A 20,923-nucleotide genomic window follows, 5' to 3' on the forward strand; every position below is an offset into this window, starting at 1 on the left:
CCCTCCCGTTTATGCAGCGATAGATGTGCCGTAACGGCTTTCCAGAAGCGCCTCGATAGCTTCCAAATCCACCGAACCACCCATCTCGAGGATCGCTTCGGCAAACAGCTTCACGATGCGGCTGATCGACTGGTGGTTCAGTTGATTCAAAATGCCGATGCGGACCTGAACCGGGGCGCTGAGCGTCGGCCAGATGCCAAAGCCACGCGCGCGGCAGTTTTGCACCAGCTCCATCTCGCGGCCTGCAAGGTCGGCGGGCAGGTTCAGCACCACAAGGCTGGGCATGTCCGAAGTCACCTCGCAGCCCATCGCGGTGACCGCATCGCGCAAAACCGCTTCGTGGGTCTTGTAGGAATGCGCCCGCTTGGCCAGCCCCTCTTGCAGGGTCAGGCGCAGTGATTCATGGAAGGCTGCAACCGCATATCCCGAATGGGTCCGGTGGTAGGTGCCTTTTTCAACATCCTGCCCGTCAACGATGCCCCAATGACGGGCCTCGAAGATCGGATTGTGAACGTAGGTGTAGGCGCCGGTGGTTTTCAGCGTGTCGATATAGGCATCGGAAAAACTGACCGGCGCGTAGGTCAGCGGCAGGCAGCACAGGCCCTTTTGCGGACAAGAGGCCCAGCCTGCGATGCCCGGGAATTCGTCGATGCGGAAATTGGCCACACCTAACGATGATACCGCGTCGATCAGGCCCATTGCGCCATGGCGCTCACAGGCATCCGAGAAGCCGCGCAGGTCATTCACCCGGCCCGAGCCGGTCTCCCAATGCGCCATGAAGGCCCATTTCGGCTGGTGTGCAGCCAGCGCCTGTTCGACTATGTCGCCGGTCACCGGCTGGCCATGGGGCACTTCGATCACGGTAACGCTGTCGGCTTGCGGGTTCAGCGGGTTCGCGATGTGCTCTTCGCGCGTTGCTGCCTTAATCCGCAGGGTCAGAGAGTCGATGCCCGAGAAGGTGCCGTTGGCAAAGGCCACAACATTGTCTCCGGGCATCACAGCCGAGAACATGGTGTCCAGCCCACTCCAACCGGTGCCCGCAACCGCGAAAGTATGGGTGTTGGCCGTGCCCCAGATTTCACGCAACATGTGTTTGCATTCGGTCATACCGCGCAAAACGTCGCCTTGCATGTGGTCGGCGACACCAGCGCTGGCAAAGGCCTGCAGAACGCGGGCGTCGGTGTTGCCCGGGCCGGGGCCTGCGGCCAACGTCTGCGGGATTTCGAGCGTGGGATAGATCTTAAGCGTCATGTGGTCCTCGTGTGCGTCGGGGATGTTCGATCCTGTCGATCACGTTGACGCAGAGGAAAACCTAAACTTGCACCGAGGCACAACGTAACTTACTACTGCTTTAGCATATCCAGAGGAGTGGAAAAATTCCCACCCATGTTGGTAAATATACAGAAGTATACCAAGAATGCCCCCATCCGAATGGGTAGGTTTTGTTAAAATCAGACGGAAAAACGATGTCCGACACTTCTCAACGCCCCATCGACGTCATGCTGGCCAACAACAACCCGCTGGTGCTGTCGGCCATGTCCGAGATTCTCGAACGTGACCCGCGATTCTCTTTGGTTGCGACGTCTGCGACGGCCGAAGGGTTCCTGGGCACGGTCATGCGGGTGCCGGTTCAAGTCGGTATCGTGTCCTGGGAACTGCCAGCCTTGGGTGCGGCCAAACTGATCGAGGTGCTGCGCGAACAGGCCAACGCGCCACGTTTTTTGGTCTATGGGGACGAAGCCGGGGACGTGCCGCGACTGGCCATGCAAGCAGGCGCAGCCGGGTTCGCGCCACGTTCAGGTGATGTCGACGGTTTGCTGGAAACCTGTGTCGATGTTGCGAAAGGAAAGATGGTATTTCCCTTTATCGACGTACGTAAGATGAACCAAAACCCGCTGCAAACTTTGTCGCGTAAAGAGCTGACTATCCTTGAGGCACTTGCCCAGGGCATGTCCAACAAGGAATTGTCGAACGAGCTGCAGATCTCGACCAATACCGTAAAATTTCATCTATCGAACATTTACGACAAACTGTCGATCAAGAACCGAGCGCAGGCGATTGCCTTCTATTACTCGTCAAAACTGGATAATGGAAACTCGTGAATTTCGAAGGCCCCGTCAAATCGGAAAATCTTGTCAGATTAACTTTGCCTGAGCGGGGCAGGGCGGTTGTTTAGCGTTTGGGATTGAAAAAAAACCTGCCTCATTCAATTACTTCAAAACCAGTCCCGAGATCTTCCGCCTCGCGGTGATGCTGTACGTGCGGTTCCCGCTATCACTCCGGAATGTCAAGGATTTGCTCCACGAGCGTGGCATCGACGTTAGCCGCGATACGGTCCGATATTGGTGGCACCGGTTTGGGCCGATGTTCGCGTCCGAGATCCTAAAGCGTCGCACCGAATGCATGCGATCAAGCCGTTGGCGTTGGCACCTCGACGAGGTCTTTGGGAAAATCAGCGGGGAGAGGCATTACCTCCGGCGCGCCGTTGATCACGAAGGCGAGGTGTTAGAAGCCGTTGTTACCAAACGTCGAAGCAAGCATACGGCATTGAAATTTCTCAAGAAAATTATGAAACGACACAGTGCTGCAGATGAAATCGTTACGGTTCGCTTCGCGTCATACCGAGCTGCACTCAGAGATATTGGTGTGACGGAGAAGCAAAGGACGGGCAGGTAGCTCAACAACCACGTTGAGAACTCACACCTCCCATTCTGGCGACGAGAACGCACTATGCAGCGATTCAGGCGTATGCGAAGTTTAATGAACTCGCCACCGTCCATTCATCCGTCTACAACCACTTCAACCAGGAGCGGTCTCTCACCAGCCGAGACACCTTCAAGCTGACACGAGCCGCCGCTCTTAAAGAATGGTGCAAACTTGGCGCGGCATAAAGGACAGCTCTACTGGCTTAGCTGAGACTGGTTCGAATTTGTCTGACAGCACCGCCACCCATACTCGTCTCGCCTCAGTTGTGTTTTTTGATCCGGAGTTGTACCGCACGTACCGACGGTTCTTTGCCTGTTCTGCAGAGAATGCTGTTCAGGTCGCGCCCCATCTAAGCAATTCTCAATTTATGTATTGGCGGTACGCCTTGCGGAAGAATTTTCTGATAGCTGGCAACTTTTTTGGGAAGGTGGAATGTAGGTCCGCATTTTTGTGCTTCGAATCTTGAATAGTTTTTATTTTCAACAAAGTAACTCTGACCTTCTCAAAAATAGGAACAGAAAATACGCTGTTGTCCCTTGTCCGTTACTCTAGAAACAGCAGAGAGCCTGATGTGGGAATGGCGCGAAAATCACTCCCTAAAGAACCCCTTCAAACCCAACCTAGCCGTCCACGGGAACTTCCAGCCTCTGCATTAGTGGTCTGTTCGGGCGGAGCAGTTGTTCCATTACGGCTTTGGCGAGGAAGCTTCCGGCGGTTCCGACGTCTTCGAATTCCACAAGAACGTCTTCGCGGAACAGCTTCAGGATGGGGACAACTTCCTTTGAGAATACGTCTATGTCGAGGCCCAGTTGTCGCCCTTGTTGTTCGACTGCAACGACGGCCGCCATGGCAGCCTTTGACGACGAGCAGACGATGGCGTCGATTTCCGGCGATATTGACAACCTGCGCTTGATCCAGTGGCGGATGTCCTCTGATGGTTGATCGCTGTCGATGTTCTGCGCGACGCGATAGCTGAGCCCCAGCCCGGGCGCCGTCTGTTCCAATCCGCGCAACATATCTTGTGAGTAATTCTGGCTGGAGGGCGGCAGCATGGCGTAAATGTTCTTGCGTCCCCGTTCCGCCAGCCGCCTTAAGGCAACCCGCATGAATGCCGTGTTGTCGTAGTCATAATAGGCGTGCCTGTCGCACCAGATTGTCCGCCCGTGCGTCGCGAAGGGAAAATTGCGCTTCAAAAGATAGTCCACACGTGGATCTTCCGGCTCAGTCATATTGAAGATAACGGCATCCGCCGAATGGGTTTCGACAATGTATTTGATGGGGCGAAGTGAGTCTTCGTCCGGAAACCACGGCAATACGTTGAGATGAAACTGAGTACCGCGCAGTTCCAATGCGATGGAATTTGTCAACTTCGATGAATTGTTGATGACCTCGCCCTCGGCGGGAACAACCAGTGTTATTACGTTTGTTTTGCCAGTGCGCAGCCGGACGCCGGCGCGATTGGGGACGTAACCGATGGCCCGGGCTACAGTGCGCACGCGTTCTTTGGTGTCTTCACTGATGTCTGGTGCGTCTCCCAAAGCGCGAGACACAGTTGCGACCGCGAGGCCACAGATTCTCGATATCGTCTTCAGCGTCGGGCGCTCACCGGGCAGAACGAGAGCCTTGAGTTCTTCTGAGCTCAAATTGCTTAAGTTTTCCGTTGTTCTTCGCATCCCGGGTAACTCCTTGGCGGAAAGAGGTAAGGACCGATAGTCGGGTTCCATCGCTCTTTCCAAATGGCGCGGTTCATATATCGCGGTTCAAAAAAGTCTTTGCAAGCTAAATCTAAATCGTTATAGGTCGATCTATAACGTTATAGAACGGGAGGAAACTATGAACAGGGTCAAAGGACTGTTATCTGCCACAGCAATTGTCGCGGCTTCGGGTGTTTCAGCGTCCGAGCTGGAGGTTATGCACTGGTGGACATCCGGCGGCGAAGCCGCCGCGGTGAAGGAATTCGCCGACGCATTCAACGCATCAGGCAACACCTGGGTTGATGCCGCCATTGCCGGTGGTGAGGCCGCGCGGGCCGTGATGGTCAGTCGTCTGACCGGTGGTGACCCGATGGGCGCCTTCCAATTCAACCATGGACGTCAGGCAGAAGAACTGATCGAGGCGGGCCTTTTGCGCGACATTACAGATATTGCAGAGGCCGAAGGCTGGAAGGATATAGTGAACCCGCCGTCATTGCTTGACGCATGCACGGTTGACGGGCGCGTCTATTGCGCGCCGGTCAATATCCACTCGTGGCAGTGGATTTGGTTGTCGCACAAAGCCTACGAAGACGCCGGTTTGCCCGTCCCGACCAATTGGGAAGAATTCGTCGCATCCGCGCCGAAACTTCAGGAAGCCGGAAAGCTGCCGCTGGCATTGGGTCAACAAGGTTGGCAGCAACGCGGGCTGTTTAACGTACTCTTCGCGGCGTTGGTATCAAACGATGTCTTCCTGTCTGTCTACGGCGACAAAAATGTCGAGGTCGCGGCAGGAGATGAAGTGGCCGCAGTGTTCAAGGCGGCCGAAGAAGCGCGGGCAATGGCCGCAGAGTCGACGGTTCAAAACTGGAACGATGCCACCAACCTCGTCATCACGGGGCAAGCAGGTGGTCAGGTCATGGGGGACTGGGCGCAAGGTGAATTTGCCATGGCCGAACAAGTCGCCGGTGAAGATTATAGCTGTTTGCCCGGTCTGGGTATGACGGAATTGCTGAGTACGGGCGGAGATGCGTTTTATTTCCCGGTGTTGGAAGATGAAGCGCAAATCTCAGCGCAGACCGAATTGGCTAAGCTTATGCTAAAGCCCGAAACTCAGGTGGCGTTCAACCTGAAGAAAGGATCGCTGCCGGTTCGCGGCGATATCGATCTGTCGACGGCGAATGACTGCATGCAAAAGGGTCTGAAGCTTCTCAGCGAAGGTGCTTTGCTTCCGGACACGGCGATGCTGAACACGCCGGACACGGCTGACCAGATCAGCACGCTTTTCGTCGAATTCTTCGCCGACCCCTCGATAACGGCTGAGGATGCTCAGGCGCAGTTTGTTTCGATTATCGAAAACGCTGAATGAGCCTTTGCGCGGTCGACCGGCATAATGCCTCAGGTCGACCGCAATCAATCAACTTTAGAATTGGGGAAAGCGCATGAGCAACGGGCGCCCGAGCCAATTGTTTCGCAACAAGTCCGCAAAAATCGCGGCGATCCCGATGATCGTGACTGCGCTTTTCGTCTTCGTTGGCGGCACAGCCTGGACCGTTGTCTACAGCTTCACAAAGTCCGGCCTTTTGCCACGTCTGAATTGGGTTGGTCTGGACCAGTATGAAAGGCTGTGGTCAACCAACAGATGGCTTGTTTCGATCGAGAACCTGATCATCTACGGGCTATGTATGTTGGTGCTGGTTTTTGTGATCGGTTTCATTCTGGCGGCGTTGATTGATCAAAAGATCCGCTTTGAGAACACCGTACGCACAGTCATTCTTTACCCCTATGCCCTCAGCTTTGTGGTTACCGGTCTGGTCTGGCAATGGATTCTGAACCCCGATTTCGGCATTCAGAGCATCGTTCAGAACCTGGGCTGGGAGAGCTTTGCGTTCGACCCGCTATACAACGCCGATATCGCAATATTCGGAGTTCTGATCGCCGGGCTGTGGCAAGGCAGCGGCCTCGTCATGGTCCTTATGCTCGCCGGCTTACGCGGCATTGATCAAGAGGTTTGGAAGGCGGCGCGCATCGACGGAATCCCGGCGTGGAAAACCTATATCTTTGTGGTTATTCCGATGATGCGACCGGTCTTCGTCACGACCCTGGTTTTGGTCGTGACAGGTATTGTAAAGATCTACGACCTTATCGTTGCGCAGACGGGCGGCGGCCCGGGTGTCTCGACAGAGGTGCCCGCGAAATATGTCTACGACATGATGTTCCGCGCCAACAACCTGGGTCAGGGTTTTGCCGCTTCAACGATGATGCTTGTGACCGTTGCGCTGATCGTGATCCCGTGGGCAATTCTCGAATTCGGAGGCTCGAAGAACCGTGGTTGATGCGACGTCCCAGGAACTTTCAGGGCCACAGGGTCCCAAGCCGCAAAAGTTCATCTCGCGCCGAAATGTGTTTCTCTACGGCACACTTTTTGTCGTCGCGACATACTATGCACTGCCGCTCTACGTGATGATCGTGACATCACTCAAAGGCATGCCCGAAATCCGGTTGGGGAACGTATTTTCCCCGCCCGTCGAGGTGACCTTTGCGCCTTGGGTGAAAGCCTGGTCCGAAGCCTGTACGGGGTTGACCTGCGACGGGCTCAGCACCGGGTTCTGGAATTCAGTCAGGATCACGGTTCCGTCGGTATTTGTGTCCATCGCAATTGCCTCGGTAAATGGCTACGCGCTTGCCAACTGGAAGTTCAAAGGCGCGGATGTGTTCTTTACCATCCTCATATTCGGCGCGTTCATACCCTATCAGGTGATGCTTTATCCAATCGTCATCATGTTGCGCGAAATGGGTATCTACGGTTCGCTGAGTGGTCTTGTGATCGTTCACACCATTTTTGGCATGCCGATCCTGACGCTGCTGTTCCGAAACTATTTCACCTCGTTGCCGGAAGAGCTGTTCAAGGCAGCACGCGTCGACGGTGCCGGTTTCTGGGGCATCTATTTTCGTATCATGCTGCCCATGTCGGTTCCGATTTTCACGGTTGCCGTGATCCTGCAAGTGACCGGAATTTGGAACGATTTTCTGTTCGGAGTTGTCTATGCGCGACCGGAAACCTACCCGATGACCGTGGCGCTCAATAACATCGTCAACTCAACTCAGGGGGTTAAGGAATACAACGTCAACATGGCGGCAACGATTCTTACCGGCCTTGTCCCACTGACTATCTATTTCGTCTCCGGGAAACTCTTCGTTCGCGGCATCGCCGCCGGCGCAGTCAAAGGGTAAATCCTCATGAATAATTCAGTTGAAATCAAAAACCTCGACCTGGAGTTTGGCTCGGTCAAAGTTCTTCAGAACCTGAACCTGGAGATCGGAAAAGGCGAGTTTCTGGTTTTGCTCGGTTCGTCCGGTTGCGGCAAGTCAACGCTGCTGAATTGTATCGCAGGGCTGCTTGATGTGACGGCCGGGCAGATACACATCAATGGCACCAACGTTACCTGGGCCGAGCCGTCGGAACGTGGAATCGGAATGGTTTTTCAGTCCTACGCGCTGTACCCGCAGATGACGGTCGAAGGTAACCTGTCCTTCGGTCTGAAAAACGCCAAACTTCCGAAGGCCGAGATCGCACAACGTATCAAGCGGGCGTCCGAAGTTCTGCAGATCGAGCCGCTGTTGAAACGTAAGCCTGCGGCGTTGTCCGGCGGACAGCGACAGCGCGTGGCGATTGGGCGTGCATTGGTGCGCGACGTGGACGTGTTTCTGTTTGATGAGCCGCTTTCAAATCTTGACGCCAAATTGCGGGCCGATCTCAGGGTCGAGATCAAGCGCCTGCACCAGAATCTGGAAAACACGATGATCTACGTGACGCATGACCAGATCGAGGCAATGACACTTGCCGACCGGATCGCAATCATGCGCGGCGGTCAGATCATGCAACTTGGCACGCCCGACGAAATCTATGGGCGACCGATCAACAAATACGTAGCGGGTTTTATCGGGTCGCCATCCATGAATTTCCTCGAAGGCCGCGTTGACGGGCAGGTGTTCGAGATTGGTGATCTGTCCATTCCTATGACCGGATATACATACGCCGGTGACAGCCCAACAAATGGCGCCGCCACACTAGGCATTCGGCCGGAACATGTGGTGACGGGCGAGCTGGTTGGCAACGCTCCGTTCCAAACGGATGTGACCGTCGGACTTATCGAGCCCACCGGCTCTGACACACTGGTCGATTGTGAGCTGGCCGGGACGCCGTTTCGGGTGCGCATGGATGGTCAGGCCAAGGTGACCATCGGCGAAACGCTTCGAATTGGCCTCAATCCGGAACGGGCGTCACTCTTTGACAAGCAAACAGAGCTGCGGCTCTGAGATCCCCACCTGCGAAAGCCCAACACCAATCTCTGAGGAAAACAGCATGCCATCCATTTCCTACCAACTTTATTCATCGCGTGACTGGGATTCTGCCGAGACTTTTTCAATGCTCGCCGACCTTGGTATCAGCGAAGTTGAGGGGTTCGGACCCTATTTCGAGAACCCGTCTGAAACTGCGGCGATGCTCGAAGCGAACCAACTCAAGATGCCAACAGCGCATTTTTCTTTGGATTTGGTTGAAAACGATCCTGATCGCGTAATCGAAACGGCCAGAGCTTTGGGTATTCAGGTTGTTGTGGTTCCATTCCTGGCCCCGTCAGACCGGCCTGCAACGGCAGCAGGGTGGAAAGACTTTGGTGAGCGACTGGCAAATGCCGGCAAGTCGATAGTCGCGGCGGGGTTGCAGTTTGCCTGGCATAATCACGAATTCGAACTGATCCCGGTCGAAGGTGTGATGCCCCTCGACCTGATTGCTGACGCATCCGATGACATCAAAATCGAGCTTGATCTTGCCTGGGTCGAGGTCGCAGAGCAGAACCCTGTCGATTGGTTGAAAAAGCTGTCCGGCAAAGTTGTTGCGGTTCACGTAAAGGATGTCGCCCCCAAGGGAGAAAACCTGGACGAAGACGGCTGGTCCGACGTTGGTTTTGGCACCATGGATTGGGTCGCCATCAAACGGGCCATGGATGCTGCCGGGGTCGAAAGATACATCATCGAACATGACAAGCCGAGCGATCACAAACGCATGGCGTCCCGGTCGCTTGCCAGCATTCAGGCGTTCTGAGAGGAGTTGCCATGAAGACCTTCGGTGTTGGAATTATCGGGTGCGGCAACATTTCTGCGTCATACCTGAAATTGACCCCTTTATTCAAATTCTTGGACGTCCGGGCAGTGGCCGATCTGGATATGGACGCTGCCAAGGCCCGCGCACAGGAGTTTGGCGTAAGAGCCGAAAATATCGATGACCTGCTGGGCGCGCAGGATATCGACGTGGTGGTCAACTTGACCGTGCCGGCCGCGCACTTTGAAGTGACCAAGCGGATCTTGGAGAATGGTAAGCACGCCTATTCTGAGAAACCCTTTGTTCTGACGCTCGAACAGGGTGAGGAACTCCGCCAACTTTCGCAAAAAAACGGGCTTAGGGTCGGGTCGGCACCAGATACTTTCCTGGGTGGCGCGCATCAGCTTGCCCGCGCGGCCCTGGATGAAGGGCAGGCGGGTCAGATCATAGGCGGCACATGCCACGTCATGTCCCACGGCATGGAGGCCTGGCACCCCAATCCCGACTTTTTCTTCCAGCCCGGCGGGGGCCCTGTTCTTGATCTCGGGCCATATTACCTGACCAACCTCGTGCAGCTGATAGGGCCAGTGAAATCCGTTACGGCAATGGCAACGACCGGTTTCCCGACGCGCACTATTGGTAGTGGTGCGCGAAAGGGCGAAGCGGTCCCGGTCAATACGCCAACCAATTTTCACGCGATCCTCGAATTTGTTGGCGGTGCGCTTGTGACGTTTGGGGCCAGTTGGGACGTCTGGGGGCATCGGCATGCCAACATGGAGCTCTATGGCACCGAAGGATCCCTCTTTGTCCCTGATCCCAATTTCTTTGGCGGCGATGTTTTCTTATTGAAGGAAGATGGCGAAGCTACGTTAATCGCCGACCGCGGCCATCCGTTTGCAGTCCCAAATACACAGGACGGAAGTGGCGTAGACCAAGCCAACTACCGCTGCGCCGGGCTCGCGGATATGGTCTCTGCGATTTATCAGGATGTCCCACACCGATGCAGCCTCGAACTGGCAACACATGTGGTTGAGGTTATGACGGCCATGTTGGAAGCAGCTGAAAAGCGCTGTTGGATCGATCTCACGACGACGTGTGACCGGCCTGAAATACTGTCGCCGGAAAAGGCTGAAATCCTGATCAAGTAGACGGGATCGGACCACTACAGAAATTCGTTTGGCAGCATTGAACCGATAGGAATTGTAGGCCGCCTGTAACGAGTCAGCGCACTGGCTACAACCTGTGTCGCGGTCCTGACACCGAACAAACACGCTAACCTGTCTGTGAAAGACCGAACGCCGAGCAGCGCAAACCAAAAATAAGCAGACCCTTAGAGAGTAGGGTCATCCTCGGGCGCTTTTCACCCGACCCGACATCGCACAGACCGGTTTGAATAACACCCGGACATAGCTGAGCGATAGCGAGGACTCATAAGAGTTTATGGTGCACGAAGGTTAGCTAAAGCGGAACTGGGACTTCTGCGAGACCTGCATCATTGAAGATCGCTAATTTTGTGCTTGATTGAATGAACGTCCCCCCCGCGCCAATGAATTTGAATGGTCTCTCCATTTTTTACATGGAAGCCGAGTGCACATCGCCTCATACCTGACGTTTGGTAAACCCTTGCTGAAAACTCCTGAGCTTGGGCATGATTGATAAATGAACGCTGACGCTACGTCACAGAATAATGCATAAACGAGGCAGACGGAAAGAGGATGAACACTCCCAGAATACCCATCATGTTCCCGACCGAATACGCACCAGTAGGCCCGCTTCATCCGGATCTGGCGAGTTTTCTTGCCGCCGGAGATATTTCGGCGACGGCGTATCATGAGGCACTTGCCGGTATCGGCACACCTCTGGTGGAGCCCGGAGCGCTGACATTTCTCTGGTTCGGCGAGGCTGAGAGGGTGGAGATGGTGCGCTGGATACACGCCGGGGTCGATCGTCTGGCACTGTCGCGGGTAGGGGGCAGCGACCTTTGGCAATTGCGTGTTCCGGTACAGGATGGCGGACGGTTTGAATACAAGTTGAACATCGTGCGTTCAAATGGTGAGGTTTGGATTCTCGATCCTGGCAACCCGAACCGCGCGAGTGATCCATTTGGAGAAAACTCCGTTGCCATGACGCATGGCTATGCCCGGCCCGGATGGAGCATTGATCGCGGCGCACCCCGTGGGCGAGTTGAGGATCTGACTGCCCAGAGTGCAGTTTTCGGCCAGTCCAGAACCGAGAAGGTCTATCTTCCTTCCGCCTATGATGCCGGCGAGTCCTATCCCTTGATCATCGTGCATGACGGCGGCGATTACGACGACTTTGCCAACCTGACCATCATTCTCGACAATCTGATCGAACAGGACGCCATACCGCCCCTTGTTGCAGTCATGATCCAGACGAATGACCGGATCGGGGAATACGCGCGCGGGCGGCGGCACGCCCGCTATGTCGTCAAAGAACTCCTGCCCGTCATCGAAGCCAGCTATGCGATATCGGGGAATTTCAAAGACCGTGTTCTGCTGGGGGCCAGTCTGGGCGCGGTGGCCTCGCTCAGCACTGCCTATCGCTTTCCGGGCGTCTTTGGTGGCCTGGTTCTGAAGTCTGGCTCTTTTGTATTTGACCGTCAAAAACTGCGGTCCCGTCCGCATCCGGTTTTTCTTCGTACCGCGCGACTGGTTGATATGCTAAAAAGAGCGCCAGGGCTTGTCGACACCAAGGCATATGTTTCGACCGGCGAGCTTGAAGGACTGGCATCGGACAACCGTGTATTGGCCGAGCTGCTCAGGGACCGGGGGACAGATGTTTTGTTCCAGAGTTCCTGGGATGGTCACCATTGGCACAACTGGCGGGACCAGATGCGCAATGCGTTGCTCTGGGTTCTGAGGAGAGACGACACAAACTGACATGATCCTCGCCGCTGCGGTGCGCCTTTGATCGGAGGAGGGACGACCTATGGCAACCGGCACGAAACACATTGGCCTGTCTCTTGGCGCGGACATCTGCTGGCCCATTGCTTATGAAGCGCTTTTTGAGGCATTGACCAAAGACGGGATCAAGGTTGGCAAGAACAGCTACAGTTTCGCTGTCGAACGGGTCAGCATAGAACCCTTCAGCCTGCACCAGCCGGTGAAATACGACGTGGTGATCGACCGTCTGACACACTGGTATTCTGTCAGCCGCGAGTGGATCAAGAAAGCTGTCGTGGTGGACGATCTCTACGTCTACAATAACCCGTGGTCCATCCAGTCGAACGAAAAGCACACTTCTTACGCGGCCATGCTGCGGCTGGGGTTGGCGGTGCCCGAGACCTGGATGCTTCCGCCCAAGGCTTATGATCCGTCTGAGGATCTGGAGCCGACGTTGCGCAAATACGCGCGTATGTTCGACCTTGATCAGATCGGTGACCAGATCGGTTACCCGTTCTTCATGAAGCCCTATCACGGCGGCGGTTGGAAGGGTGTCAGCAAGATCGACAATGCCGGCGATCTGCACCGTGCTTACGACGCCAGCGGCACCGAGCTCATGAACCTGCAAAAGGCAGTGCTGCCGCATGATTTCTTCGTGCGCAACATCGGTCTCGGCCCGCAGGTGCGCCACGTGAACTACGATCCCGGTGCCCCGCTGCATGACCGCTACCGGATGGACATCGATTTCCTCAGCGCCGAGGACCAGCAGACGCTCAAGGACATCACGCTGACGATCAACGCGTTCTTCGGCTGGGATTTCAACTCGTGCGAGGCGTTGCGCCAGGGCACTACATGGCATCCGATCGACTTTGCCAATGCCTGCCCGGACAGCCAGGTGACGGCCGTGCATTACCACTGGCCCTGGTTGATCAAGGCCAACCTGCGCTGGTCGCTTTATTGCGCCGCGACCGACCGGGCGATGCACAAGAACATGGATTGGGCGCCGTTCCTCAAGATCGCCGACAGCGACCGCAGCCCCGCGGAAAAGCTGACCGAATATGCCGCCATCGCCAACAAGCGCTTCACCACCGAGAAATTCCGCCGCTTCTGCAAGAACCAGCTCAAGCATCTGGACGAGCTGGCCTATGACTTCTTCGGCTCTGACACCCTGCGCGACGCGATCCGGCAAAAGGTGACGGCGCTGTTCCCGGACCACGAGATCGACGAATTCACCGAGGAATTCTGGAACCGTATTCAGCTGTGGCGCGAACAGGAAGGTCAGCACGGTGACAAAGACGGTTTCTAGGTGGCGATCGGACCGCCTGCACTGCGACATCAGCCTGGTGCGCTGGGGACATTTCGGCCAGCCCATTCTGCTGTTTCCCACGGCGGGCGGCGATGCCGAGGAAATCGAACGAATGCATGTGATCAAAGTGCTGGAACCGTTGATCGCGGCCGGCCGTATCAAGATCTATTCCTGCGATAGCGTCGCCGGTGCTGCGCTGGCTTCGGGTGCGGGTTCGGTCGAACACCGCTGCTGGATGCTGAACCAGTTTCATGAATATGTAGCAGCCGAAGTTGTGCCGGCGATCCGTTCCGATTGCCAGGTACCCGATATCGAAGTGGTTGCCGCCGGTGCCTCAATCGGAGCGTTCAACGCCGTGGCCGTGACCTGCCGGTATCCGCACCTGTTCAGGGCGGCGCTGGGTATGAGCGGCACTTACGATCTTGAGGGGCTCATGAAGTTTCAGGGCAACGAGGATTACTATTTCGCCTCACCGCTCAGTTTCCTGCCGAACCTCGATGGCCCCGCGCTGGACATCTTGCGCCGCCGATTTGTGGTACTGCCCTTTGGACAGGGAAGATGGGAAAGCCCGGGCGAAAGCTGGCGGATGGCGGATGTTCTGGGTGCCAAGGGCGTGCCGAACCGCGTCGATCCCTGGGGCGCGGAATATGACCATGACTGGCCAACATGGCGCCGGATGCTGCCGCAATATCTGGACGATTTGGTTCCCTGAGAAAGAGGCTTGGCATGAATATCATCTTCGTTGAACCGTCCTTCCCCGCCAATCAGCGGGAATTCGTACGGGCCCTGCATTCCATAGGTGCCAATGTCTACGGCGTCGGGGAACGTCCCTTGGACTGGCTGGATGACGAGGTGAAACACTGGCTCACCCACTACCAGCAGATCGAGTCTGTCACCAACGAAGGCGCGCTGGAATGGGCGGTGCGCGACGCGCAATCCCGGGTCTGGATCGATCGGTTGGAGGCAACCATCGAAGCGCATCAACTGCCCACGGCCCATGTGCGTGAGCGGTGCCATATCCCCGGAGTTTCAGCCCGCACCACCTTTCTGTGCCGCGACAAGGTGGCGATGAAAGACGTGTTACGAAAGGCAGGGGTGCCCACGGCAGCCTCGGGTGGGGTGACCAGTCTGGATGAGGCGCATGACTTCGCGCGGCAGCATGGGTTTCCAATCATCCTGAAGCCGCGCGACGCCGCCGGTGCCGCCGGAACCTATCGGGTCGGCAATCTTGAAGAATTGCACCAGGCCGCGCGCCAATGCGGTCTTCTTGATGGGGCGGACGTTGCCATCGAGGAATTTGTCGTCGGACATGAAGGGTTTTATGACACTCTGACCGTCAACGGTGACATTCATATTGATTTCATCAGCCACTATTATCCCAACGTGCTGGACGCGATGCGCACACGCTGGATCTCACCCCAGATCGTGGCGACCAACCGGATGGACGAACCTGCCTATGCCGAACTGCGCGAGATGGGGCGCAAGGTAAACGCAGCGCTCGGCATCACCACCGCACCCACGCATATGGAATGGTTTTTTGGCCCCAAGGGGCTGAAATTTTCCGAGATCGGTTGCCGTCCGCCGGGCGTTGGGCAATGGGACAGCTATTGTCACGGCAATGAGTTCGACATCTATCGCGAATGGGCGCTGGCGGTCTGTCATCACAAAACCGACCGCCCCCCATCCCGACGCTATTCCTGTGGCATCATCGCGCTGCGACCTGACCGGGACGGGCATATTTCGGGATATAGCGGGACAGAGGAGATTTTCGGCAAATACGGGTCACTGGTCGTCGGTCAGCATTTCCCTGAACCGGGCACGCCAACACAAGGCGTCGAGGCGGGCTACATGGCGAATGCCTGGATGCGGGTCAGACACCCGGATTACGACATCTTGCGGGGCATTCTTGACGAAATCGGTGAAAAGATTGGCGTTCACGCGGACTGAGCACAAATGTCGGACTGCGGGAATACGGTATTCTCAAGTAAATGATGTCGGCGCGGGTAGCTTTTGAAGCCGATCGCTTGTTGCCGTATGGCCAGATTTCATGGCTGGCGCTTCCACCCGTACCGACCTTGCTATTCGTTTTGGCAGGTTTTCAACCGTTGTGGTATCCTTCCGTTGGTTCGTGCTGTCGGCGAGAGGTGATAGAAATCTCTCAACGCCTCTGTGATGACGCAGACCAAAGTTAGAGTGTTGAGCGATGCCGACCGCGGATGGGGTGGCAGGCAATAAACTTGTTTGTTGGTCCCTTTGCCAATTGCCAGCTGTCACAGACCTTTAGCACCGAATTGCACCGGGATCGCAGTGATCGCACAAAGACCAACTGCCCTTTCTTGGGCGAACTCAATGGGAGGAAAACTATGTCAGTTGCACGCGTAACCGAGATCATATCGTCGTCTTCGAAGTCATTTGATGATGCTGTCGAAACAGGGGTCGAGCGGGCCGCAAAGACGTTAAAGAATGTTACTGGTGCCTGGGTTCAGGACCACAAGGTTACTGTTAGCGACGGAAAGATATCTGAATACCGCGTGATCCTCAAAGTGACCTTTGTTCTTGAGGACTGAACCACATCCGGCGTTGGAATATCTGACAGTGCAATGCCCAATTCCGGACCATGGTTCTCAGTAACCCAACCGAATCGACCGGCCTTGTTGCCTTACCCGCAAAAGAGGTAGGCGTAAGTTCCGTTTGGGTCGCGGATCAGCGCCATTTCTTGGTCTTCAGGTTCACGAATGCCGGGAATAACAACGTCGCCCTCCAAATTTCGCACACAATCCAGCGCAGCGGGCAAGTTTCCAACGCGAATGGAGGGAACCCACAACGGTCTTTGAAGGTCCACTGTTTCTGAAAGATGCCAACCGATTTTGCGATCCGCTCGCATGATGGTGTGGCTTCCATCTTCACGGTGGTCCTCGGTCCGGCAATTCCATTCGAATAATTCAAAATAGAATGCGGCCGGAAACCCGTGGTTTCCCGTTAGATACACTTCCGGTCCGAATTGTTTTGTTGGTGCCGGAAAGGCATGTCTGGAATGGCATATGCCGAAAAGGGCCTTGTTCGGATCGCGCAATAGGCAGTTGCGGCCGACGCCGGGAACCTCAAACGGAGGCTTCACAACCGTCCCGTGAAGCTTCGAACACCTATCCGCGACCCTATCTACATCTGCGACTTCGACATACGGAACCCAGCCGCTTAATTGCGCTTCACTGAGTTCCACGAAACCGGCACCTGCCTCATCAGCTAAAATGCCAAGAATGTAGTCTCTCTCGCCTCCACCCCATGCAAAGTCCGTCGCGTGTTCAACCACAAAACTCCAGGCCGCGATCCGTTCGTAGAAGCGTCGGGACGAACTTGCATCGGCTGTGAACAAGTCATGCCACACGATCCTGCCTGTCTTGCTTGAATTCATCGCATTGCCTCTAAGGATGAAGGCAAGATATCGGTTAGCGGCCGTTTTCTTCGTTGATTTGAGTCAATACGGTCGGAACATCTTGAAACATCGTTTTGGGGCCTAAACAGCCATTGAACACGGATGGAAAGAGCCGCGAACAGTCCACTGATCAGCATACGGACGAAGTGGTTGAAGAGGCGCCAAACAGCCCCTCTTTTGCAGAAAACTTATAAATCAGCGTGTTATGCTGGCTCCCAAAGTTCGATAGGATTGCCTTCAGGGTCATTCAGCCATGCGAACCTGCCATTGGGATAGGGAGAGTCCGGGTCTGGCCGTACTTCGATGTTCGCGGCCTCCAGCTGCGCGACGATCTTGTCGAGGTCACGGACACGGAAATTCAACATGAACGTTTTCTCACTGTTCCCGAAATACTCGGTAATTTTCTCGAATGGTGCGAAGACTGTCTCGCCGGCTTCCTGCCTCCAACAAGGAGTTTCGTAGTCGCCGGGAACCGGGTTTATCCCGAGATGTTTGAAATACCATTCAGCCAGAGCAGACGGGTCCTCTGCCCTGAAAAAGAAACCGCCAAAGCCAAGCACTTTTTCCATTTTGAGTCCTCGCAGAATTTATCGCCAGATCACAAAACCCATTGGAACTGATAGGTCTGGATCTGTCTACATTTAGGTCACTGAATCGGGTTGCCAGCCGGGTCGAGAGCAGCTGGGTAGAGGTCATTCGGCACGAACGTTGCATCGAAATAGGCCACGAGACAGCGCCGTATCGGAGAACCCGTTTCGGTGCGATGTTCACACCAGAACATCGGAAGAAACGGGCCCAGTAGTTGCGGGCATTCTTGACAAGCCACCCATTGCAACCAAATCTGTTTCAGAGGCTGATCTAGGCAAGCAAATGCACTGCGTCGCCCTGTTCATGGTCGTGAACCTGATTGTCCCGCGTGATATCCTGATCGAAACTGATCCGGAATTCGTAGCGCTTGAAACCTATGATCTCTCAAGTTCACCGTGGCAGTTCAGGTCTTTTTCAACCGTCACCGATCAGGAGGGTATTGATATGGAAGTCGTGTCCGCACTCGCCGTTTTGTCCGCTGAACAGGATGCGTCCACTTCCCGAGCCGGTGAAGAACTGCGGGCGCTGGGGTTCGAAGTCTACACCGGCGGGCCGCTGGCGCTGACACTCAACGCTAATCAGGACAGGTTTGAAGAGGTGTTTGGCGTTCATCTGGAGGTCACCCAGGATGGGCAGGTTGTCAACGTCGGGCCCGCAGCCGTTATCCCACCGGACCTCGTCCCATACATAGATCGTATCGAATTTCCGACGCGGCACGAAACTTTCCCCTGATGCCAGCCGCCTAGGGCGATAGCGTCGCTGAGGAAAGCCCCGAAGGGCTTTCCAATTCACATGTCGGGCTCAAAGTAGAACGACACAGTTGCTGTTTGCCGAATTGTTGGAACTGTCCAGTTCCACCACACCATCCGCAGGCACCGCGTTGACCGTGATCCGGAATTCGCAGCTTTCGGGATTGTAACAACGTCCCGGTATCGGAACCGAGATTTGCGTTTCCGATCCCGGCTGGCCAGCAGGTGCGAGCGGCGGCGTTGGCACGTCCACGGCCCCGCCAACGTTCGAGAACTCGACGCGCGTTGTCGTCGCCGCGGCTGCACCCGGCCCGAGGTTTCGGACAATGATGGCCAGTTGCTGCGGCGTTTCGCAGAAGTTGGACGGGAAGAAGGGCGGCCCGGGCGGAAACGGCGGCACCGGAACCAGATCGGGCAGCTTTTTGCCCGGATCTTCACCCGGAGGCGTCTCAGGCGGCCGCTCCGGCGGTTTCTTCTTCTTGCGCGTTATCCGGGTCGGCTCGATCGTGTCGATATGCAGCGTTTCCACCTGCTCGTCCGCACCGGCAGCGGTGTAAACGGCAACCACGTCCAGCGGCGCGCGGGATTGCAGCGTCACGAAACCCTTCAGGAAGCAGCATTCGGGAAGGCCGACCGCCTCCATCACATCCGCGCAGTCGATTTCCAGCGCTTCGTTCGGCCCAAGGCGCAGAACGGATGTCTTGCTGACATGGCCGGGCTTTTCGTTCGGCAAAGCAACCGAGACACGTTTGCGGAACCGAATAGCCTCGTTACCGGGGTTCATGATGTTAATGGCCGTGAAGTACCGACCGGTGGCGACCACACCTTGCTTGGCGCAGCCGCAGACGAACTTGACCTTGTAGTCAAGGCGTTCCAGCACTTCCTCTTCTTTGTCTTCCTTGTCCTTGCAGCCGCACTTGTCATCGCAGCGCGCCATGGTTGCGACCATAGCTGCCGTCGCATCGATCAAGCCGCCGCCGGTGGCCAGGTCCGGGCCTACCGTTGCGTTATGCGGGCCAGGCGGTTGATTGGCAGCTGGGTTGGTCGCGCCCTGTGTTACGTCCCGCCCTGTACTGGCAAGAATGCTTTTAACCTCGCTTGGTTTCAGGTCAGGGCAGCATTCCAGCATCATTGCCGCAATACCCGCGGCCTGCGGACATGAGGCCGACGTGCCGCTGATACAGGCCCAGCCATCGTTGTTGCCGGTCTCGTCGCCATTCGGGAACGCTCCGCCTGCAAGACCCTGGTCGATGGAACTTCCGGGTTGCAGCGGCAACATGATGTAGATGCCTCGGGGCTGCATTCCGACCAGTCCGCACACGTCCGGCACTTGCCGGCCCGGGAAAATCGGCGTCGTGAAGCTGCTGGCGTAATCCGACGCTTCAAGCGTGCCATCGGGATGCGCGAAAACGCCGCCGACGGCGATGACGTCCTCGTGCATCGCGGGCCAGCCGATATGCCCGTTGCCCGCCGAGAAGCAGACGATGATGCCGCGCGACACCGCCTCGGCGATTGCGGCCGCAAGCGGCAGTTCGTCGGCAGGCAGGCCGTTGAAAGGCGGCGTAGGCAGGCTGCGCCCCCAACTGTTCGTAATGATATTCGGATGCAAATCCACGGCGGTCGCAAAGGCGGCCGTCGCGTTTCCCAGATTGGTTTTCACCGGCATGAACCGCGCATTCGGAGCCCCGGCACAGGCGTTCGCAAGTTCTGATGTGCCGTGCCCGTTCAGATCATCCAACGGGTTCGTTCCCAGGCTGTCAGGCGACAGAACCGCCTGATCCACCTGATATCCGCGCGCTATGTAAAACGGGTGGCGGAAGAACCCGGTATCCACCATGGCCACACGGACACCTTTGCCGCTGAAGCCCAGATTGTGGGCCTTGTCCGTATTGAGGAACAGGTTCACATCCGCCGGGACATCCAGATGATGATAGCCGACGCTGGGGGGCAGGGGGGATTGCATGAACTCATGCGGCGTCGGCAGCACCGCCGCTTCGACGACGTCACTCAAATCTCCGCCAGCGCGCAGAATTTTCTCTTCTGCTTTGCCGGCGACGAAGAAGGACGGGGTTGTCACATCAAGCCCGTCAAACCTGTCAAAAACGTTGACGTCCCGGGCGGCCAGTTTGACATCGAACACACTTGCGACACGGTCCGGGCGCGCCTGAACCGTGATAGATGTATTGCCGACCCGCGTGACGTCGAGGTCGGCGTTTTGAAGGCGGCGACAGGCCTCGTCGATGGCGGCGCGGTCCGCGAAATACTGACGGACATTTGTCGCCGTAATCTTCTTCGCATCAAGAAGCGATGGTTTGTTGGCTGATTTGGGAATGACCTCAAAGCTTATTGTGTCATTGTCGCTTACGGGTCGGGATTTGGGTTTGGAATTTTTCGCCATAATATACTCCGAAGAATAAATGCTGGCGAGGGGCGGGACTGAAAC

Annotated in this window: 18 protein-coding genes and 1 pseudogene; 14 read left to right on the top strand and 5 right to left on the bottom strand. The window is 56.2% G+C overall.

Features of this window, described 5'->3' with window-relative positions; translation table 11 throughout:
• Positions 1 to 9 precede the first annotated feature (9 nt).
• Entirely contained in the window at positions 10 to 1,251 is a 1,242-nt protein-coding gene (locus ACR0D8_RS02955) for a pyridoxal-phosphate-dependent aminotransferase family protein (RefSeq protein WP_480644512.1), read from the bottom strand.
• A gap of 215 nt (positions 1,252 to 1,466) precedes the next feature.
• Between ACR0D8_RS02955 and ACR0D8_RS02960 the strand changes: the two genes are divergently transcribed.
• Positions 1,467 to 2,102, top strand: a complete 636-nt coding sequence (locus ACR0D8_RS02960; protein WP_480644513.1) for a LuxR C-terminal-related transcriptional regulator — start codon at positions 1,467 to 1,469, stop codon at positions 2,100 to 2,102.
• A gap of 82 nt (positions 2,103 to 2,184) precedes the next feature.
• A pseudogene (locus ACR0D8_RS02965) lies at positions 2,185 to 2,891 on the top strand (IS6 family transposase).
• A 435-nt stretch (positions 2,892 to 3,326) separates the two neighbouring features.
• Here the strand turns inward: ACR0D8_RS02965 and ACR0D8_RS02970 are convergent.
• Positions 3,327 to 4,430 carry a LacI family transcriptional regulator gene (locus tag ACR0D8_RS02970; protein WP_480644515.1) on the bottom strand — a complete coding sequence of 368 codons (1,104 nt, stop codon included), beginning with the start codon at positions 4,428 to 4,430 and terminating at the stop codon, positions 3,327 to 3,329.
• Positions 4,431 to 4,539: 109 nt separating this feature from the next.
• On the opposite strand from ACR0D8_RS02970, the gene ACR0D8_RS02975 reads away from it, so the two are divergent.
• The 11 genes from ACR0D8_RS02975 (at position 4,540) to ACR0D8_RS03025 (ending at position 16,277) form a co-directional block, all read left to right on the top strand.
• Positions 4,540 to 5,766, top strand: a complete 1,227-nt coding sequence (locus tag ACR0D8_RS02975; protein WP_480644517.1) for an ABC transporter substrate-binding protein — start codon at positions 4,540 to 4,542, stop codon at positions 5,764 to 5,766.
• Positions 5,767 to 5,839: 73 nt separating this feature from the next.
• Positions 5,840 to 6,733, top strand: a complete 894-nt coding sequence (locus tag ACR0D8_RS02980; protein ID WP_475159303.1) for a carbohydrate ABC transporter permease — start codon at positions 5,840 to 5,842, stop codon at positions 6,731 to 6,733.
• On the top strand, positions 6,726 to 7,631 hold the full coding sequence (locus tag ACR0D8_RS02985) for a carbohydrate ABC transporter permease (RefSeq protein WP_475159304.1): 906 nt from the start codon (positions 6,726 to 6,728) through the stop codon (positions 7,629 to 7,631). Before ACR0D8_RS02980 ends, ACR0D8_RS02985 begins: the two co-directional genes overlap by 8 nt.
• A 6-nt stretch (positions 7,632 to 7,637) precedes the next feature.
• The gene (locus ACR0D8_RS02990) at positions 7,638 to 8,717 is read left to right on the top strand and encodes an ABC transporter ATP-binding protein (RefSeq protein ID WP_475159306.1); all 1,080 of its coding nucleotides are present in this window, start codon (positions 7,638 to 7,640) and stop codon (positions 8,715 to 8,717) included.
• Positions 8,718 to 8,826: 109 nt separating this feature from the next.
• Complete coding sequence (locus ACR0D8_RS02995) at positions 8,827 to 9,504, top strand: sugar phosphate isomerase/epimerase family protein (protein ID WP_480644518.1); 678 nt, start codon at positions 8,827 to 8,829, stop codon at positions 9,502 to 9,504.
• 11 nt (positions 9,505 to 9,515) lie between these two features.
• Positions 9,516 to 10,649, top strand: a complete 1,134-nt coding sequence (locus ACR0D8_RS03000) for a Gfo/Idh/MocA family protein (protein ID WP_480644519.1) — start codon at positions 9,516 to 9,518, stop codon at positions 10,647 to 10,649.
• A gap of 567 nt (positions 10,650 to 11,216) precedes the next feature.
• Complete coding sequence (locus tag ACR0D8_RS03005) at positions 11,217 to 12,401, top strand: alpha/beta hydrolase (RefSeq protein ID WP_480644520.1); 1,185 nt, start codon at positions 11,217 to 11,219, stop codon at positions 12,399 to 12,401.
• A gap of 49 nt (positions 12,402 to 12,450) precedes the next feature.
• Positions 12,451 to 13,710, top strand: coding sequence for an ATP-grasp domain-containing protein (locus ACR0D8_RS03010; RefSeq protein ID WP_480644522.1), 1,260 nt, complete (start codon positions 12,451 to 12,453; stop codon positions 13,708 to 13,710).
• The gene (locus ACR0D8_RS03015; protein WP_480644523.1) at positions 13,691 to 14,422 is read left to right on the top strand and encodes an esterase family protein; all 732 of its coding nucleotides are present in this window, start codon (positions 13,691 to 13,693) and stop codon (positions 14,420 to 14,422) included. Before ACR0D8_RS03010 ends, ACR0D8_RS03015 begins: the two co-directional genes overlap by 20 nt.
• A gap of 14 nt (positions 14,423 to 14,436) precedes the next feature.
• Entirely contained in the window at positions 14,437 to 15,657 is a 1,221-nt protein-coding gene (locus ACR0D8_RS03020) for an ATP-grasp domain-containing protein (RefSeq protein ID WP_480644525.1), read from the top strand.
• 416 nt (positions 15,658 to 16,073) lie between these two features.
• Positions 16,074 to 16,277, top strand: coding sequence for a dodecin family protein (locus tag ACR0D8_RS03025; RefSeq protein WP_475159336.1), 204 nt, complete (start codon positions 16,074 to 16,076; stop codon positions 16,275 to 16,277).
• Positions 16,278 to 16,369: 92 nt separating this feature from the next.
• Here ACR0D8_RS03025 and ACR0D8_RS03030 read toward each other — a convergent pair whose 3' ends face one another.
• Together ACR0D8_RS03030 and ACR0D8_RS03035 are read right to left on the bottom strand one after the other, a co-directional pair.
• Positions 16,370 to 17,122, bottom strand: a complete 753-nt coding sequence (locus ACR0D8_RS03030; protein ID WP_480644526.1) for a VOC family protein — start codon at positions 17,120 to 17,122, stop codon at positions 16,370 to 16,372.
• Positions 17,123 to 17,346: 224 nt separating this feature from the next.
• Positions 17,347 to 17,712 carry a VOC family protein gene (locus ACR0D8_RS03035; protein ID WP_480644528.1) on the bottom strand — a complete coding sequence of 122 codons (366 nt, stop codon included), beginning with the start codon at positions 17,710 to 17,712 and terminating at the stop codon, positions 17,347 to 17,349.
• A gap of 301 nt (positions 17,713 to 18,013) precedes the next feature.
• On the opposite strand from ACR0D8_RS03035, the gene ACR0D8_RS03040 reads away from it, so the two are divergent.
• Positions 18,014 to 18,463, top strand: a complete 450-nt coding sequence (locus ACR0D8_RS03040) for a hypothetical protein (RefSeq protein WP_480644529.1) — start codon at positions 18,014 to 18,016, stop codon at positions 18,461 to 18,463.
• A 69-nt stretch (positions 18,464 to 18,532) separates the two neighbouring features.
• Here the strand turns inward: ACR0D8_RS03040 and ACR0D8_RS03045 are convergent, their stop codons facing one another.
• Positions 18,533 to 20,878 carry a S8 family serine peptidase gene (locus tag ACR0D8_RS03045; protein ID WP_480644530.1) on the bottom strand — a complete coding sequence of 782 codons (2,346 nt, stop codon included), beginning with the start codon at positions 20,876 to 20,878 and terminating at the stop codon, positions 18,533 to 18,535.
• Positions 20,879 to 20,923: the final 45 nt, after the last annotated feature.

The organism is Ruegeria sp. BG10, assembly GCF_056538575.1.